Raw genomic sequence first — 15,971 nt, forward strand, 5'->3', positions numbered from 1 at the left:
CGCGGATGCGGACCGGCTGCTTCAGATCTGGCGGGCGTCGGTGGACGCCACGCACGACTTCCTGAGCCCGGAGGACCGCGCGGCCATCGACCGGGAGGTGCAGGCCTATATCCCGGCCGCCAGGCTCTGGGTGGGGGTCGGGGAGGCCGGGAAGATCGTGGGGTTCATGGGGCTGTCGGGAAGCCACATGGATGCGCTGTTCCTTGATCCGGATCACCGCGGCGCGGGCGTCGGCCGGGCCTTCGTCGCGCACGCCTTCAGCCTGCACGGCGAGCTGACCTGCGACGTGAACGAGCAGAACGCGCAGGCCGTCGGCTTCTACAGGCGCCTGGGGTTCGTGCCGACGGGCCGCTCCGACCGCGACGGCGCCGGCAGGCCGTATCCGCTGATCCACCTGCGCCTCGATCTACTCGCCGGCCGCCGCGAGCGCTAAGCTGGGCGCCTGCGAAGCTGGAGCCGTCGGCATGATCGTCCGCCACCCATCTTTCGGTCCGCCTCGGCGGGCGCGCCGGCTGTGCGGCGTGCTGCTCGTCTTCGCCGCGATCGTTCCGCAGGCCTCGCCGGCGGACGCCCAGGAGGCTCCGGCGGCGGCGCAGGCGGGCGCCAGCCGCCTGATCGAGCTGGGGTTTGCTGAGCTGCGCAAGGAGCAGGCGGCGCAGCGGGGGCTGGCGCCGGCGTCATCCGTGGCCGAGGAGTTGGCCCGACGGGTGAGGCTGGACCAGGCCGGGCGGCGCGGGATCGGCGCGATCATGCAGGCTGACGCCTCGCTCGAGGAGAAGCGGGCGGCGATACGGGAGCTAGGCCGCGAACTGGCGCCGATGGACGAGGACAACACGCGCTATCTGAAGGGGGTGCTGCCCGCCGACGGATGGTTCCGGATAAGCCGCGACGGCGACGAGACCGCGCGCAACGCCTGGCTGATCGTCCAGCACTCCCAGGACCGCGCGTTCCAGCAGGAGGTGCTGAAGCGCATGGAGCCGCTGGCCAAGATCGGCGAGGTCCGCGGGGCCGACTTCGCGCTGCTGTACGACCGCCTGGAGGTGTTCGCCGGCCGGCCGCAGCGCTATGGCAGCCAGGCGTCCTGCGAGAACGGGGTCACGACGCTGCACACGCTGGAGGACGCGTCCAAGGTCGACGAGTGGCGGCGGTCGGTCGGGCTGGGGCCGCTCGAGGAATACAAGACCCGACTGGGCGTCGGGCGGCCCTGCTGAGGCGGAGCGCCACGCCGTCTGGCGGGCGAGCGGAGCGGGCGGACGCGCCACCGTTGCGCTTATCGCGCATCGCTGGCCGCAGTCGCCAGCCGGCGCGCGCCTTAGAAGCCGGCGCCGGGCTCTCGACAACGGGGTCCGGCGCCCAGGTCCGTCAGCGTCATGTGCTGCAGACTGACACGGCCGCGGCCTTCGGGCTTGAAGCGGTAGATCTGCTCGGTCCCGTCGCCAGCTCGGGCCCGGACGGCGGCCTCGACACTCGAATCCTCAGGCCGGCCTGCAATCCGCTCGAGGAGCCGCATGCCGTTCCGGAGCCCCGCGCGCCAGGCTGGAGAGCCTTCGCGCAGGCCCGTGACGACGCCGCCGGCCCGGCTCGTGGCGGCCACGTCCCAGCCTCGGTCATAATCCGGTTGCTCCCGCCATTGGACCGTGGCGCAGGGACCGAAGACGTCGGCCGGCAGCTCGATCGGTTCGCCCCGGTCCAGATACCGGGCGATGTCGGCGGTCAGGTCGACGTCGTGGGCGGCCGCGATCTTCGGGAAGAGGACGAAGGCGGGGGTCTGATCGGAAGGGTCGCGAGCGGCCACGGCGCGTCGCTGGGCGCGCAGGAGGTCGTCCAGGCTCAGGGCGCCGCCGCGCTCGCGACGGATCTTCCAGTCCCACAGCGCCGCCAGGAGGGCGCCGCGCTGATAGGCCATCCGCTTGGCGTGCGGGTCGGTCCAGAACCTCGCCGCGATCTCGCCGTTTGGCAGCGTCCGCGCCGGGGAGGCCGCGTAGGCCGCCAGCATCCCGTTCCAGACGTCGGCGAAGTCGTGGGGGGACATCACCCCGGACCGCACCATGAGGCGAAGGGCGAAGAAGTCGGTGAAACCCTCGCTGAACCAGAATCCGGGCCGGCCGTCGGACCCCTGGCCGCCCAGCGCGGATGAGTTCCAGCGATGGAAGTTCTCGTGGGCGAAGAAGAACGTCAGATCGCGTAGTTCCACGTTGGGTGTCAGGCGCGTGGCGAAGCCGCCGGAGCGGCCCGTGCCCTGCCACGACGTGGAGAGCGGCGAGGACGCATGGTGGGGCACGATGGTGATGAGGAACGGACGAGGGCGGTCGCCCCAAAAGGCCGTCTGGGCGGTGACGATGCGCTCGGACAGTTGCGCCGCCTCGGCCATGTCGAACCGAAACGCACCGATGCTGGCGACACGCACGACGCCCGACCGAATGATCGACAGGTCCCAGCCGCCCACGAGCGCGCTGTTGCGGACGTCGCGCAGGGTGATGGCGCCGCTCAGACTGCCGAATTCGCCCCGGTCGGCCTGGAGGTCCGACGCCGCCGGCATGCCGATGCGGCCGCCGTTCCAGACGAACCGCGCCGGGGCGTCGTCGCGCGCGTACGGCAGGGCGAACAGCGCCGAACCGACCGCATAGAACCAGCGCGGGCGGATCACCGGCTGGTAGGTGCTCGCATCCTCGATCCGCGGCTCGCCGGACAGGGGCGACACGATCCGGTAGCGCACTGCAATGCGGCGCCCGCCGCGCGCCTGCAGCTTGCGTAGGCCCGGCTCTGAGGTGTCGACGACGCGGGCGCCGGATACCTCCAGGTCGCGGACGTTCTTCCAGAAGTCCCGGCCCGAGCCATAGCCGTCGGGAAGCCGCAGCGTCGTGACGCCGCTCTCGTCGGCCTCGAAGGTAAGCTTCACGGCCAGCGACGTGAGCTGTCCGGATTCCACGACGGGCGCGACCTCGTAGAGGACGGGCGTCGGCGGCGATGCTCGCGCAGCTCTGGGATGAGCGAGAGCGATCATCCCGATGAGGAGGCAAAGAATTCGGACCATCGCGCCACCCTAACGTCGCACGAGGCTGGTCCTACGATCGGAGGAAGTGAAGTTAAGCTTTGGACAGATGGGGCTCGTCGCCCGGATGTCTCAGGCGAGGCGCGTGTTGTGCGAAGCCTGGATGAGCCAGTCGGACCCCGCCCTCACGAGCACCATCGAAACGACGTCCAGGCCGCGCCCCAAAAGAGAAGCCCCCGGCGCAATGCGCCGGGGGCTGGGGCTGCGGCGTCGTCGGGGGGCGTAGGGCCGCAGCTGTCAGGCAAACGTCGCCCCGACGTGAGGGTTCCGCTCGGCTTCAATCAATTGCGGGATCGGGGCGGCCGCCCGCCGTCGCCCCTGTCATCGGGACCGTAGAGCGCCTATATCTCTCCCGACGCCGTCGCATCCTGTGCCGCTAGGCGCGCGGTCCGATCATGGTCGACGTGGCGTCCCTTGAGACATCCCTCATGTCCATTCTGTTCCTGATCTCCGCCCTGGGCGTGGCGGCGGCGTTCGTGCTGCCGCCCGCGGTGCGTGTGCTGGCCCCCGCCTTGGCGAGGCGGCGGTGAGCGGGGCGCCGAGCGACCGTTCGCCAGCCGAACTGGCGCGCGAGAACGCCTACCTGAAGCAGCGCGTGGCGCAGCTGGAGCGCGACGTGCAGGACCTGAGCGCCGAGAACCTGCGGCTGCGCGAAGAGCGCGAGCGGCTCCACGGGCGCCGCGCGGCCCAGGCCGCCAATCCGTTGGGGTCGGGCCAATGATGCAGCTCGTCGGCACGGTCATGCTGATGCTGCCGATGGCGGTGCTGGTGGGCGCGATCCTGTACCTGCGCGGCCGCCGGAGCGGCTGAGGCGTCCGGGCGAGGCCGGTCAGCCCTGTTCGATAGGCATCAGCGGGGCGTCGGGGCCGTTCGACCGTTCGGCCTGTTCGGCGGCCTCGATCAGGAGACGGGCGGAGTCGCGCGCCGCCTCGGGCGTCATGGAAATCGCCACGGCGTCGGGACCGAGGATCACGACGGCCTTGCCGACATGCGTGGTCCTGAGGGGTTCATTATAGAGGTGACCCGGATCCTGCTTGTTCATGCGGGTGAAAACAGCGCCTGGGCTCGCCCGTTCCCAATCGAGACGCCCCGGCGGGGTCGTGTCGGCGCGGGCGCGTCCCGTTCGTCCTTTGCGAGGCCGCCGCCTGCGGCCGCCGCAGAAGGAACGGCCGACTATGTCGATCACCCTCTATGAGTTGAACCCAACCCGCTCGGCCCGCGTGCGCTGGACGCTGCTGGAGCTGGGGCTGCCGTTCGAGAGCGTCGCCGGGCCCGAGGTGTTCGCCATGCCGGAGCTGGCCGAGATCCACCCGCTGAGCAAGCTGCCGGCGCTGCGCGACGAGGGGCGGCCGCTGTTCGAGAGCGCCGCCATCTGCAACTGGCTGGCCGACAGCCATCCGCAGGCGGGTCTCGTCGCGCCGTCGGGGACCTGGTCTCGGGCCCTGCACGACCAGTGGGTGGCGTTCACGCTGGCGGAGATCGAGGCCTTCCTCTGGCACACCGCCCGCAACCTGTTCCTGCTCCCCGAGGCGGAGCGGGTGCCGGCCGTCTATCCGCAGAACGAGGCGGCGGCCAAGCGGGGGCTGGCGGTGCTGGACGCCCACCTGGGCGGGCGGGACTGGATGGTCGACGACCGTTTCTCGCTGACCGACATCTTCGTCGGCTATGCGGTCTGCTGGGCCGGGTGGCAGGGGATGACGGGCGATCTGGCGAACGTCACGGCCTATGTCGAGCGCCTGCAGGCTCGGCCGCTCTGCCCGTACCAGCCGGCGGCCTAGCCGGGGCGGCGGGCGCTACGGCCAAGTTCATCTCCCTAAACGGCGGCTGAACGGGGCGCGGCGGCGGCGTTCAGGGAGGGAGGCTTAGCTTGGGTCTCCAGGGCCGTTTCCCCCACGACCCCGAGGAGATCCGCATGAAGAAGCTCATCCTGGGCGCCGCCGTGGCCGCCGCCGCGCTCGTCACGGCCGGCGCCGCCGCGGCCCAGCCCTATGGCTACTACCGCTACGACGACGGCCCGCGTTACGGCTACGGCTACGAGCGGGACTACCGCTATGCCCGCGATCGCGACTCGGACCGCGACGGCATTCCGGACCGCCGCGAGTGGAACCGCGACCGCGACCGCGACGGGCGTCCCGACCAATGGGACCGCTACGACAATCGGCGCGGCCACCGCTACGGCCATCGCTATGACCGGTACGACCGCTACGATCGCTACGACCGCGGCGGCTACTACGGCGGCGACTATCGCTGGTAACTGATCGGCTGAGGGCCTCCGGAGCGATCCGGGGGCCCTTGCCCTGGCGCCGAGGATCATGAGGTCGGCGCCTGGGGTCATGGGCGCGGATGCGGGGCGGCCCTAGCCTTGGGCCATGAACCTGTATGCGCTTCCTGTCCTGATCCATGTGGCGGCCGGCTGCGTCGCCATCGTCGCCGGCTTCTGGGCGCTGTCGGTCCGCAAGGGCGGGACGGCGCACGGACGGGCCGGGACCGTGTTCTTCGTCTCGATGCTGGTGATGGCGGGCTTCGCAGCCGTGATGGCGGCTACCGGCCAGCAGCGGCTGAACACCATCGCGGCGGTCTTCACGCTATACCTGGTAGGGACGGCCTGGGCCGTGGTGCGGCGGCCCGCCGGGCCGCTGGGGCCGTGGGAGCGCTGGGCGACGCTGGCGCCCGTGGCGTTGATCGCCGCGGGGCTGACGTTCGGCGCCCAGGCGGCGAGCCCTGAGGGGCTGCAGGACGGCGATCCCACGTCCGGGAATGGGGCGACCATCTACTATGTCTTCGCGACGCTGGCGGCGATCGCGGTCGCCAGCGACCTGTCGGTGGCCGCGCGGGGCGGACTGATGGGCTATGCGCGGCTGCGGCGGCACATCTGGCGCATGTGCCTGGCGCTGTTCGTGGCGGCCGGCTCGTTCTTCCTGGGCCAGCAGGACGAGTTCCCGCAGGCGGTGCAGGGCTCGCCTCTGCTGATGATCCCGCCGTTCGCGGCTCTGGGGGCGCTGGCCTGGTGGATGGCCGTCTCGCGGCCGACGCGCCGACGGGCGGCGGCCTAGAACAACCCCATCGCAAGCCCGGCGGCGAGGGCCTGGCCCACGTCGCGGCAGGGCTGGAGCTGGGCGTCGGTCAGGCGCTTTTCCGCGGCGATGGCCTCGGGCGTCTGGGCGTGGGTGCAGACGATCAGCGGCTCGGCGATCGGCTTGAGGCGCCAGCCGGTGGCGATGCGGGCGAGCTGGCGGGCGGCGTTCGCCCCATCGGAGCCGGCGGCGATCAGGGCCGCGTAGGGGCGGCCGTTCAGGCGCTCCAGGCAGGAGTAGTAGGTGCGGTCGAAGAACTCCTTCATCTCGCCGGACATGGAGGCGAGGTTCTCCGGGCAGACAAAGAGGTAGCCGTCGGCCGCGAGGACGTCGTCCGGGACGGCCTCGGCGGCGCGGCGGAGCACAACCTCGGCCTCGGCGCGGGCGGCGTCTGCGGCGGCCTCGGCCATGCTGCGGGCGGCGCCGGTGCGGGAGTGCCAGACGATCAGGAGGCGCTTCATGGGCGCACCGTAGCGGTTGCGCTTGCCAGCGGGAAACGGCCCCCTAATCTCGGGCGAAACAAACCGAAAGTTCGAGGGGAGGCTTCCATGACCATGACCCGCCGCTACGCCGCGGCCATGACGGCGCTCGCGCTGGTGCTGGCGCCGCAGTCGGGGTTCGCGCAGGGCTCGCGCAAGGCGCCGGCGCTGGAGCTGACCCAGACGGTCGCGCCCGAGGCGGCCGGGTTCGATTCGCAACGGCTGGCCAAGCTGGACGCCTACATGGCCAGGGTGGTGGCCGAGGGGCGCGTGCCGGGCATGACCACCTTCCTCGCCCGTGACGGCAAGGTGGTGTCGTTCAAGACCCACGGATCGAAGAGCTTCGGCGGGCCGCCGATGACGCCGGACACCATCTTCCGGATCTATTCGATGACAAAGCCGGTCACCGGCGTCGCGATGATGATCCTGTTCGAGGAAGGCCGCTGGCGCCTGGACGACCCGGTCACCCGCCATGTGCCCGAGTTCAAGAACCTGAAGGTGCTGAAGGGCGTGGACGGCAACGGCAAGCCGATCCTGGAGGACCTGAAGCGGCCGCCAACCATGCGCGAGCTGATGGCCCACACGGCGGGCTTCGGGTACGGCCTCCAGGACGACCACCCCGTCGACAAGATGTTCCGCGAGAAGGAGGTGCTGAGCGCGCCGACGTCGCAGGCGATGATCGAGCGGGTGGCGCAGATCCCGCTGGTGTCGCAGCCGGGGACGCAATGGCGCTACTCCGTCGCCGTCGACATCCAGGGCTACATCGTCGAGAAGATGACCGGGATGACGCTGGGCCAGTTCATGGAGCAGCGGATCTTCAAGCCGCTGCGGATGAACGACACGGCGTTCTACGTGCCGGCGGCGAAGGCTTCGCGGCTGGCGCCCGTCTACTACTTCAACCGCGACACCAAGAAGGTCGAGGAAGCCAAGCAGATCTTCGGCAATCCGATGCCGACCTATCTGGACGCGCCGGCGTGGGATTCCGGCGGCGGCGGCCTTGTTTCGACGACCATGGATTACGCCCGCTTCGCCCAGATGATCGCCAACAAGGGCGAGCTGGACGGCGTGCGGATCCTGTCGCCCGCCTCGGTGGAGATGATGGGCACCAACATGATCCCCAAGGACGTGCTGGTCTCGTCGAACGGCACGACGGGGTCGCGCTTCAACGAGGCGGTGGGCTTCGGCCTGGACTTCATGGTCGTCAACGACCCCCGCGCCGCGGGCAGCCTGGAAGGCAAGGGCTCGATGAGCTGGGGCGGGGCGGCCGGGACCTGGTTCTGGGTGGATCCGACGAACGACGTGGTGTTCGTAGGCATGATCCAGCGCCTGGGCGGCTCGGGCGGCGACGACCTGGGCGCGGCCGCGCGGACGCTGACCTACCAGGCGCTGGTGAACCCCCAGAAGTGACGGCGAAGCTCTCGCCGGCCTACTTGCTGTAGGCCGGCGGGTAGCTGCGGTTGAGGTCCTTGTAGCGGTCGCGCAGTTCGATCTGGCGCGAGGTCAGCGGCTGGGGCTCGCCGCGGACCAGGATCATGTGCGGCCGGGACAGCGGCTCGAAGGGATCGCCGGACCAGACGACCAGATCGGCGTCCTTGCCCGGCTCCAGCGAGCCCACGCGGTTCGCAACGCCGAACACGCGGGCGGGGTTGATGGTCACCGCCTTCAGCGCCGCGTCGTAGGGCATCCCGTAGGCCACGGCGTTGCCGGCGTTGTAGCGGGTCTCGTGGGCGCGGTGGGCGCCGCCCTGGCCCTCAAGGATGACGGTGACGCCCGCGGCCTGCAGCCGGGCGGCGTTCTCGAGCGTCGAGCCCAGGGCCTCGAAGCTGACGGGGCGGTCCTGGATCGGGTTGACGATCACCGGCACGCCGGCCTGCGCCAGTTCCGAGGCCACGCGCCAACCCTCGGCCGCGCCAGAGATCACGACCTTGAGGTTCTCCTCGCGGGCCAGCTTCAGGATGGCGCGGATGTCGGACGCGCGGTTGGCCACCGCGACCAGCGGCATGCGGCCTTCCACCACCGGGATCAGCGCCTCGAGGTCGGCCTTGGACAGGGAAAGGTCGCGATAGCCGGCGCGCTCGTAGGCGGCGCGGTTGGCCCGATAGGCGCGCACGTCCTGCAGGATGGTCTTGAGCAGCACGATCTGGGCGCCGCGTGCGCCGCCGGCCAGCTGGGCGCCGCGGTCGCCGAAGGGGGCGACCATGGCCACCTTGGCCTTCAGCAACGGGTCCATGTTCTGGCCGAGCTGGATCACCGCCGCCTGGCCCGAGAAGATCTCGTGGGTGTTCTCGGACGCCCCGCCGCCGGCGGTGAGATCGTCGACCGCGGTGTGGCCGTGACCGTCGTCTCCGCCGCCGCCGGGCGAGGCCGGGCGAGGGGTGACTACCGCGGTGGTGATCCCGCCAAGACGGGCCACGGGGATCAGGAAGCTGTCGGTGTTCAGGGCGTACTGGATGTCGAACGCCGCGCTGAGCTCGGGATTGTCGACCGTGGCCTCGCTGCGCATCTGGCCGATCTCGATCGCGCCCAGCAGGCTGTTGGCGGCCACGAAGCCGGGCGCCACGACGCCGCCCTTGGCGTCGAGCACCTGGGCGCCCGCCGGCACGGCGACGGAAGGGCCGACCGCGGCGATCTTGCCGTCGCGCACGACGACCGTTCCCTGAGCGATCTCGCCCTGCGGGCCGGCGGTGAGGATGCGGGCGTTGGTGATGGCCACGGTGGCGGCCTGAGCGGATGTGGCGCCGAGCGCCAGGAGGGCCGCGAGGGCGGCGGCGGGGCGTCTCATCGCAGGCCTCCCAGGCCGATCTCGAAGTCCGACTTCGGTTGCAGGGCCGGCTGGTCGCGGTCGTAGGCGACGCCGCCGTCGATCCAGACGCGCTGGGCGCGGGCGTAGACCGAGAAGGGATTCTTGTCCCAGAGCACCACGTCGGCGCGCTTGCCGGGCTCGAGCGTGCCGGTCTCCTTAAGGATGCCCAGCGCCTTGGCCGGGTTCGCCGTGATCCACTTGATGGCCTCGGCCTCGCTGATCTGCAGGCCGGCGTCGCGGCCGGCGGCGAGCGCCTCGGCCGTCTCCTGGTTCAGGCGCTGGATCAGGTCGGGATCGTCCGAGTGGATGATCGCGCAACCGCCGGCCGCGTGGATCAGCGGCGCGTTGGCCTCGATGGCGTCGAGCTGCTCGAGCTTGCCGCCCCACCAGTTCGCCCAGGTGGCCGCGCAGATGTCGTTCTGCGCCAGCAGGTCGGCGATCTTGTAGCCTTCGGTGGTGTGGTGGAAGGCGGTGATCTTGTAGCCGAACTCCTTGGCCACATCGATCATCAGCGCCATTTCGTCGGCCCGGTAGCAGTGGTTCTGCACCAGGATCTCGCCCCTCAGCACGCCGGCCAGGGTGTCGAGCGCCAGGTCGCGCTTGGGCGGATCGGCCTTCTCGCCGTTCTCGGACTTGGTGCGGTACTCGTCCCACTTGCGGCTGTACTCGGCCGCCGCGATCCAGCCGGACCGGTAGCCGGCCATGTTGCCCATCCGCGTGGAGGGCTGGCGGTTGCGGCCGCCGTAGAGGCGCTTGGGGTTCTCGCCGCAGGCCATCTTCAGCGTGTGCGGCGCCGCCGGGAACTTCATGGCCTGGGTCGTGCGGGCCGGCACGTTGCGCAGGGTGACGCCCCGGCCGCCGAAGAGGTTCGCCGAGCCCGGGAGGATATGCAGGGTGGTGACCCCGCCCGAGCGGGCGAGATTGAAGCCGGGATCCTGCGGCCAGACCGAGTGCTCGACCCAGACCTGGGCGGTGTTCGGCTCGGTCGCCTCGTTGATGTCGGAGTGGGCCGGAACCTGGGGCGAGGCGCCGGCGCCCAGGTGGGAGTGGGCGTCGATCACGCCGGGGGTCACCCAGCGGCCGCGGGCGTCGACCACGTCGTAGCCGGCCGGCGGGGTGGCGGCCGGACCGACCGCCTCGATGCGGCCGTCGCGCATCAGCACCATGCCGTTCTCGATCTGCGCGCCGGTCCCGGTCAGCACATTCGCGCCGACGATCGCCGTCGGGCGGCCGGGCAGGGGCCGGTAGGTGCTGGCGAAGGCGTCGGCGCCGGCCTCCAGGCCGCGCGGCAACGGCTTGCGGGCCGCGGCTGCGGGCTTGTCGCCGGCCTCCGGCGTGGTGGCGCAAGCGGCGAGGCTCGCCGCCAGGCTGGCCGCAAGCGCGGCCCTTACGATGTGTGGCACTCGGACCCCCGAACTTTCCCGCGGCGAGTTGAGGGGTGCGCGCGCTTCCCGTCAAGCGCCGCGGGCCCGCCGCCGTGCTTGACAAGCCGGGACGCGCATGCGCCCTTCCGCGCCTCGCAAAACAGCCGATTTCCGCCTCATTTCATGCACGCCTACCGCACCCATACCTGCGGCCAACTCCGCGCTTCCGACACGGGCTCGCAAGTCCGCCTTTCCGGCTGGGTCCACCGCAAGCGGGACCACGGCGGCCTGATCTTCATCGACCTGCGCGACCACTACGGCCTGACCCAGCTGGTCGTCAGCCCGTCGACGCCCGGCTTCGACCTGGTCGAGCACGTCCGCGCCGAGAGCGTGATCCGCGTGGACGGCGAGGTGGTCGCCCGCTCGGCCGAGACGGTGAACGCGAACCTGCCGACCGGCGAGGTCGAGGTGGTGGTGCGCAAGGTGGACATCCTGTCCGAGTCGGCCGAGCTCCCGCTGCCGGTGTTCGGCGAGCCGGACTATCCGGAAGAGATCCGGCTGAAGAACCGATTCCTCGACCTGCGCCGCGAGACCCTGCACAAGAACATCGTCCTGCGTTCGAAGGTCATCCACTCGATCCGCAACCGGATGATCGAGCAGGGCTTCCTGGAGTACCAGACGCCGATCCTGACGGCCTCGTCGCCGGAAGGCGCGCGCGACTTCCTGGTGCCCTCGCGCCTGCATCCCTCGAAGTTCTACGCGCTGCCGCAGGCGCCGCAGCAGTTCAAGCAGCTGCTGATGGTCGCGGGCTTCGACCGCTATTTCCAGATCGCGCCGTGCTTCCGCGACGAGGACCTGCGGGCCGACCGCAGCCTGGAGTTCTACCAGCTCGACGTCGAGATGAGCTTCGTGACGCAAGAGGACGTGTTCGCGGCCATCGAGCCCGTCATGCACGGCGTCTTCGAGGAGTTCGCGAACGGCAAGCCGGTGACGCCGTACCCGTTCCCGCGCATCCCGTACCGCGAGGCGATCGCCAAGTACGGCACCGACAAGCCGGACATGCGCAACCCGCTCGTGATGCAGGACGTCTCGGAGCACTTCCGCGGCGGCGGCTTCGGCCTGTTCGCGCGCATTCTGGAAGACGCCAAGAACGCGGTCTGGGCCATCCCCGGCCCGAAGGGCGGAAGCCGGGCCTTCTGCGACCGGATGAACAGCTGGGCCCAGGGCGAGGGCCAGCCGGGCCTGGGCTACATCTTCTGGTCGGAAGACCAGGGCGGCTGGGGCGGCCCGATCGCCAAGAACCTGGGCGCGGAGAAGACCGACGCCGTCATGGGCCAGCTGGGCCTGGGCAAGGGCGACGCGGCGTTCTTCGTCGCGGGCGATCCGAAGGTCTTCTACAAGTTCGCCGGCTCGGCGCGGACCAAGGTTGGCACGGACCTGGGCCTGATCGACGAGAACCGCTTCGAGTTCGTCTGGATCGTCGACTTCCCGATGTTCGAGTGGAACGAGGAGGAGAAGCGGGTCGACTTCTCGCACAACCCCTTCTCAATGCCCCAGGGCGAGCTGGAAGCGCTGAACACCAAGGATCCGCTGGAGATCCTGGCCTACCAGTACGACATCGTCTGCAACGGCTACGAGCTGTGCTCGGGCGCGATCCGGAACCACCTGCCCGAGATCATGATCCGCGCCTTCGAGATCGCGGGCTACGGTCCCGAGGTGGTCGAGGAGCAGTTCGGCGGCATGTTGAACGCGTTCCGGCACGGAGCCCCGCCGCACGGCGGGCTGGCGCCGGGCATCGACCGCATCGTCATGCTGCTGGCCGGCCAGACGGCCATCCGCGAGGTGATCGCCTTCCCGCTGAACCAGCAGGGCCAGGACCTGCTGATGAACGCGCCGTCGGAGGTGGCCGAGAAGCAGCTGAAGGAGCTGCACATCCGGCTGGCGCCGCCGATCAAGGCTTAGGGGTCTTGGATGGGGAGCGCCCGGGCGTTCCCCGTTCCGCCGCCCAGTTCTGCGTGGTCTTGGCGCCGGAAAGACGGAGCCTCCGCTTGCGCGGAAGCTCCAACGCCTACGGCACGATGGCGATGAAGTAGCGCGGCGCTTCGGGCGGCGAGGGCGGCGCCGGCGGCCGCGGCGCGTGCGGCTTCACCATCATGCGCACCCCGTGGCAGGCCTTGCCCGAGAGGCCGGGCGGCAGCTTGGTGCGCGCGTCGGCGCAGGCCTCGTCGAGCTGATCCTGGGTCAGGCCCCTGGCGGCCGAAAGGTCGACGCCATGCAGGACGGCGCGCTGCAGGTCGGCGTCGCGGAAGTCCGCCCCCTCGAAGCTGCCGCCGCTGAGCATCGCGGCCTTGAGCGAGGCTGAGCGGAACGAGGCCTTGATGAAGCGTCCGCCGGACAGGTTCGCGCCCGTCAGGTCGGCGTCGGTGAAGTTGGCGGCGCTGGCGTCCACCTTCGAGAGCATGGCGCCCTTGAGCGAGGCCGAGCGGAAGCTGGCGCTGCGCAGGATCGCGCGGCTGAAGTTCGCGCCCGTGGTGTCGGCGTCGTTGAAGATCGCCTTGGTGAGATCGGCCGAGCCGAACATGCCGCCGCGCACCTCGGCGCTGCGCAGGACGGCGCCGGCCATCGAAGCGTTCTTGAAGTTGGCGCCGGTGGCGTCGGCGTCCGAGAAGTCGGCGCGGGTCAGGTTGGCCGAGCCGAAGTGCACGCCGTGGGCCTCGGTGGCGCGGAGCCGGGCGCTGGAGAGGTTGGCGCCCGAGAAGTTCGCACCGCTCATGCCGGCGTCCGACAGGTCGGCGCGCGAGAGGTCGGCGCCCTCGAAGCTGGAGGCCTGGAAGCGGGCTTCCCGCAGGTTGGCGCCGACCAGGGCGGCGCCCGAGAAGTTGGCGCCGACGATCCGGGCGCCGGCCATGTTGCGGCCCGACAGTTCGCACTTCACGCACGAGCCTCCGAACGACCTCTGTCGGGCGACCTCCTTCTCGAAGGCGAAGGCATGGCCCGCGACGGCGGCGGTCGCCACAAACGCGGCGGCGGCGGTCAGCAGACGGTTCGAACGCTTGGTCACTGCGGGGCAATCCTCTTGGACTTCGCGGTCAGCTGTGCGCCGCAAGCTGTGCGAACACCACTTAAATCGCGGTAACTTTGAGGGGTTTAGCCCGTCTGATCCTCGCCGAGGCGCCCCGCGCGCGCGCCGCAGGTGTCGCAGATCATCGCCTGGCCCTTGCGCACCACGGCGATGTCGCCGCAAGCGGCGCAGACCTCGGCCGCATCCAGGACGGCGGGGCCGGAATTGCGGTTGGCGGTGGGCAGGAACACCAGGTTGTCGGGCGTGGACCCGCGTGAGAAGCCGCGGGAGATGAAGCGCGAGGCCGGCTGGGGCGCGATCTCGGCCTCTTCGGTCCCCTCGGCGGCGTCGGCCTTGCCGCGGCCCAGGCCGTCGGCGTTCAGCTCGCCCGGATCGGCGCTGGCGAGGTCGGACCGGCCCAGGTAGCTGATGCCCAGTTCGCGGAAGATGTAGTCGAGGATCGAGGTCGCCGACTTCACCTGGTCGTTGCCGGTGACCGGGCCGGCGGGTTCGAAGCGCGTGAAGACGAAGGCGTCCACGAACTCGTCGAGCGGAACGCCGTACTGCAGGCCGATCGAGATCGCGATGGCGAAGTTGTTCATCAGCGAGCGGAAGGCCGCACCTTCCTTGTGCATGTCGATGAAGATCTCGCCGAGCTCGCCGTCGTCGTACTCGCCGGTGTGGATGTAGACCTTGTGGCCGCCGACGGAGGCCTTCTGGATGTAGCCCTTGCGGCGGTCGGGGAGCTTCCGGCGGGTGCGGTCGCGTTCGACGATGCGCTCGACGATGCGCTCCTGCCGTTCCGGCTCGGGCGCGGCCTCGCGGCGCTCGGGCAGGTCGGCGACGGCTGGGAGGTCCAGCACCACATCGGCGGGCGCCGCCTCGCGCCGCAGCCGTACGGCCGTCGCGGCGCCGGCGAGGGCGGCCTGGAGGTCGGCAGGCGTGGCGGCCCAGGGAAGGGCGATCTCCAGCACCGGCGGCACGTCCAGAGCGGGCCGCAGGGCCTGCAGCATGGCCTCGCGGGCGGCGGGCGGGATCTCGGCCGCGGGGCGGAGGACCTGCTGGTGGGCGGGATCGACAGCCTCGGCGTCGGAAAGGCTGTCGAGGCCCAGCGCATGCCGCTCGGCCGCGGCGACATCCTCCGCGGTGAAGCCGGCGAGCGCCAGGACGTCTAGCGCGGGGTCCTCCAGCTGGTCGGGACGCGCGCCCAGGACATCGCGCAGGAAGCCGTCGCCCAGCACGGCGGGCGCGAAGGCGTCGCGCAGGCGGCCGACGAAGGGCAGCTCGGCCACGACGGCGGCGATCTCGTGGTCGGAGAAGCCGCGCGCGGCGAGCGCCTGGGCGCTCAGCCCCGGCGCGTCGGCCAGGCTGCGGCGGCCGAGCAGGACGGCCTCGGCGGCGGCCCGGTCCACGCCCAGGACTCCGAAGGCGCGCAGGGCGGCGTCGGAGAGCACGCGGACCGGCTCACCCTCGGCGGTCTCGGCGACGGAGACTGGGCCGGCCCATGGCGTGGCGTCCAGCCGGCCGCCCAGCCGCAGGGCGAGATCGGGATCGTTCAGCAGGGCCAGGCGGCACTCGACGCCGGCCTCCGAGATCACGCGCCGGGCGGTGGCGTAGAGGTCGCGCGCTGCCTTGCGGCCGGCGTCGCTGTCGTAGTCGTGCCCGTGGGCGACCAGCCAAGGGCCGAGGTTGGCGAGGCCCAGCTGGGCGGGCTCCTCGGTCGCCGCGAGCGCGAGGGCGGCCAGATGCACGGCGCCTTCGAAGGCGTCCCAGTCGAAGCCGGCGTCGCCGAAGAAGGCGGTCAGGTCGACGCCGCCGCGGGGCCAGGCGGCGAAGCCGGCGAGGATCTCGGCCTCGGGGAGTTCGCGGGCGACGATCACCGCGCCGGTGGCCCAGGCGCAGCGGGCAAGCGCGCGGCCGGCGGCCTCGTCGGCTGGGGTCCAGCGGGCGATCAGCTCGGCCCCTGCAGGCGCGGCGGTCGCCGGCGGCTCGGGCCAGGCGGTCTCGCCGGCGCGGGCGAGCGCGACGGCCTCCAGGATCATAGCGTCGGAAGCGCCGGCGGCGCGGGCGGCCTCGGCGGCGCGGGTCAGGCTGGCGTTGCGCGAGGGGTCGGCGCAGGCCTCGGCGTCGCCCTCGCA

At 71.2% G+C, this 15,971-nt stretch carries 15 protein-coding genes; 8 read left to right on the forward strand and 7 right to left on the reverse strand.

Annotated elements, in window-relative coordinates; genetic code table 11:
• Both RIF93_RS11810 and RIF93_RS11815 read left to right on the forward strand, forming a co-directional pair.
• The coding region (locus RIF93_RS11810; RefSeq protein WP_375163875.1) for an acetyltransferase at positions 1 to 433 on the forward strand (433 nt) is incomplete at its 5' end.
• A gap of 31 nt (positions 434 to 464) precedes the next feature.
• Entirely contained in the window at positions 465 to 1,211 is a 747-nt protein-coding gene (locus RIF93_RS11815) for a DUF6624 domain-containing protein (protein ID WP_309091549.1), read from the forward strand.
• Between the two features lie 101 nt (positions 1,212 to 1,312).
• On the opposite strand, the gene RIF93_RS11820 is transcribed toward RIF93_RS11815, so the two are convergent.
• Positions 1,313 to 3,004 (reverse strand): hypothetical protein, encoded by a 1,692-nt coding sequence (locus RIF93_RS11820; RefSeq protein ID WP_309091551.1) that lies wholly within the window; start codon positions 3,002 to 3,004, stop codon positions 1,313 to 1,315.
• A gap of 574 nt (positions 3,005 to 3,578) precedes the next feature.
• Between RIF93_RS11820 and RIF93_RS11825 the strand changes: the two genes are divergently transcribed.
• The gene (locus RIF93_RS11825) at positions 3,579 to 3,773 is read left to right on the forward strand and encodes a hypothetical protein (protein WP_309091552.1); all 195 of its coding nucleotides are present in this window, start codon (positions 3,579 to 3,581) and stop codon (positions 3,771 to 3,773) included.
• A gap of 108 nt (positions 3,774 to 3,881) precedes the next feature.
• Here RIF93_RS11825 and RIF93_RS11830 read toward each other — a convergent pair whose 3' ends face one another.
• Complete coding sequence (locus RIF93_RS11830) at positions 3,882 to 4,094, reverse strand: hypothetical protein (RefSeq protein WP_309091554.1); 213 nt, start codon at positions 4,092 to 4,094, stop codon at positions 3,882 to 3,884.
• 133 nt (positions 4,095 to 4,227) lie between these two features.
• Between RIF93_RS11830 and RIF93_RS11835 the strand changes: the two genes are divergently transcribed.
• From RIF93_RS11835 to RIF93_RS11845, 3 genes are all read left to right on the forward strand, one after another.
• On the forward strand, positions 4,228 to 4,830 hold the full coding sequence (locus tag RIF93_RS11835; RefSeq protein ID WP_309091556.1) for a glutathione S-transferase family protein: 603 nt from the start codon (positions 4,228 to 4,230) through the stop codon (positions 4,828 to 4,830).
• 134 nt (positions 4,831 to 4,964) lie between these two features.
• On the forward strand, positions 4,965 to 5,306 hold the full coding sequence (locus RIF93_RS11840) for a hypothetical protein (RefSeq protein WP_309091558.1): 342 nt from the start codon (positions 4,965 to 4,967) through the stop codon (positions 5,304 to 5,306).
• A 115-nt stretch (positions 5,307 to 5,421) separates the two neighbouring features.
• Positions 5,422 to 6,105 carry a hypothetical protein gene (locus RIF93_RS11845; RefSeq protein WP_309091560.1) on the forward strand — a complete coding sequence of 228 codons (684 nt, stop codon included), beginning with the start codon at positions 5,422 to 5,424 and terminating at the stop codon, positions 6,103 to 6,105.
• On the opposite strand, the gene RIF93_RS11850 is transcribed toward RIF93_RS11845, so the two are convergent.
• Entirely contained in the window at positions 6,102 to 6,587 is a 486-nt protein-coding gene (locus RIF93_RS11850) for an NAD(P)H-dependent oxidoreductase (protein ID WP_309091562.1), read from the reverse strand. The genes RIF93_RS11845 and RIF93_RS11850 overlap by 4 nt on opposite strands.
• An 87-nt stretch (positions 6,588 to 6,674) precedes the next feature.
• Between RIF93_RS11850 and RIF93_RS11855 the strand changes: the two genes are divergently transcribed.
• Positions 6,675 to 8,012, forward strand: a complete 1,338-nt coding sequence (locus RIF93_RS11855; protein WP_309091564.1) for a serine hydrolase domain-containing protein — start codon at positions 6,675 to 6,677, stop codon at positions 8,010 to 8,012.
• 19 nt (positions 8,013 to 8,031) lie between these two features.
• Here the strand turns inward: RIF93_RS11855 and RIF93_RS11860 are convergent, their stop codons facing one another.
• Together RIF93_RS11860 and RIF93_RS11865 are read right to left on the reverse strand one after the other, a co-directional pair.
• Positions 8,032 to 9,387, reverse strand: coding sequence for an amidohydrolase family protein (locus tag RIF93_RS11860; protein WP_309091566.1), 1,356 nt, complete (start codon positions 9,385 to 9,387; stop codon positions 8,032 to 8,034).
• Complete coding sequence (locus RIF93_RS11865) at positions 9,384 to 10,811, reverse strand: amidohydrolase (protein ID WP_375163876.1); 1,428 nt, start codon at positions 10,809 to 10,811, stop codon at positions 9,384 to 9,386. The genes RIF93_RS11860 and RIF93_RS11865 overlap by 4 nt, the downstream gene beginning before the upstream one ends.
• 144 nt (positions 10,812 to 10,955) lie before the next feature.
• Here RIF93_RS11865 and aspS point away from each other — a divergent pair, with 144 nt between their 5' ends.
• Positions 10,956 to 12,734 carry an aspartate--tRNA ligase gene (gene aspS / locus RIF93_RS11870; protein ID WP_309091568.1) on the forward strand — a complete coding sequence of 593 codons (1,779 nt, stop codon included), beginning with the start codon at positions 10,956 to 10,958 and terminating at the stop codon, positions 12,732 to 12,734.
• Positions 12,735 to 12,840: 106 nt separating this feature from the next.
• Here aspS and RIF93_RS11875 read toward each other — a convergent pair whose 3' ends face one another.
• Positions 12,841 to 13,833, reverse strand: coding sequence for a pentapeptide repeat-containing protein (locus RIF93_RS11875; protein ID WP_309091570.1), 993 nt, complete (start codon positions 13,831 to 13,833; stop codon positions 12,841 to 12,843).
• A gap of 86 nt (positions 13,834 to 13,919) precedes the next feature.
• A partial coding sequence (locus RIF93_RS11880; protein WP_309091572.1) for a ribonucleotide reductase occupies positions 13,920 to 15,971 on the reverse strand: 2,052 nt, incomplete at its 5' end.

Source organism: Phenylobacterium sp. (assembly GCF_031181185.1).
In the GTDB taxonomy this organism is placed as follows: domain Bacteria; phylum Pseudomonadota; class Alphaproteobacteria; order Caulobacterales; family Caulobacteraceae; genus Phenylobacterium.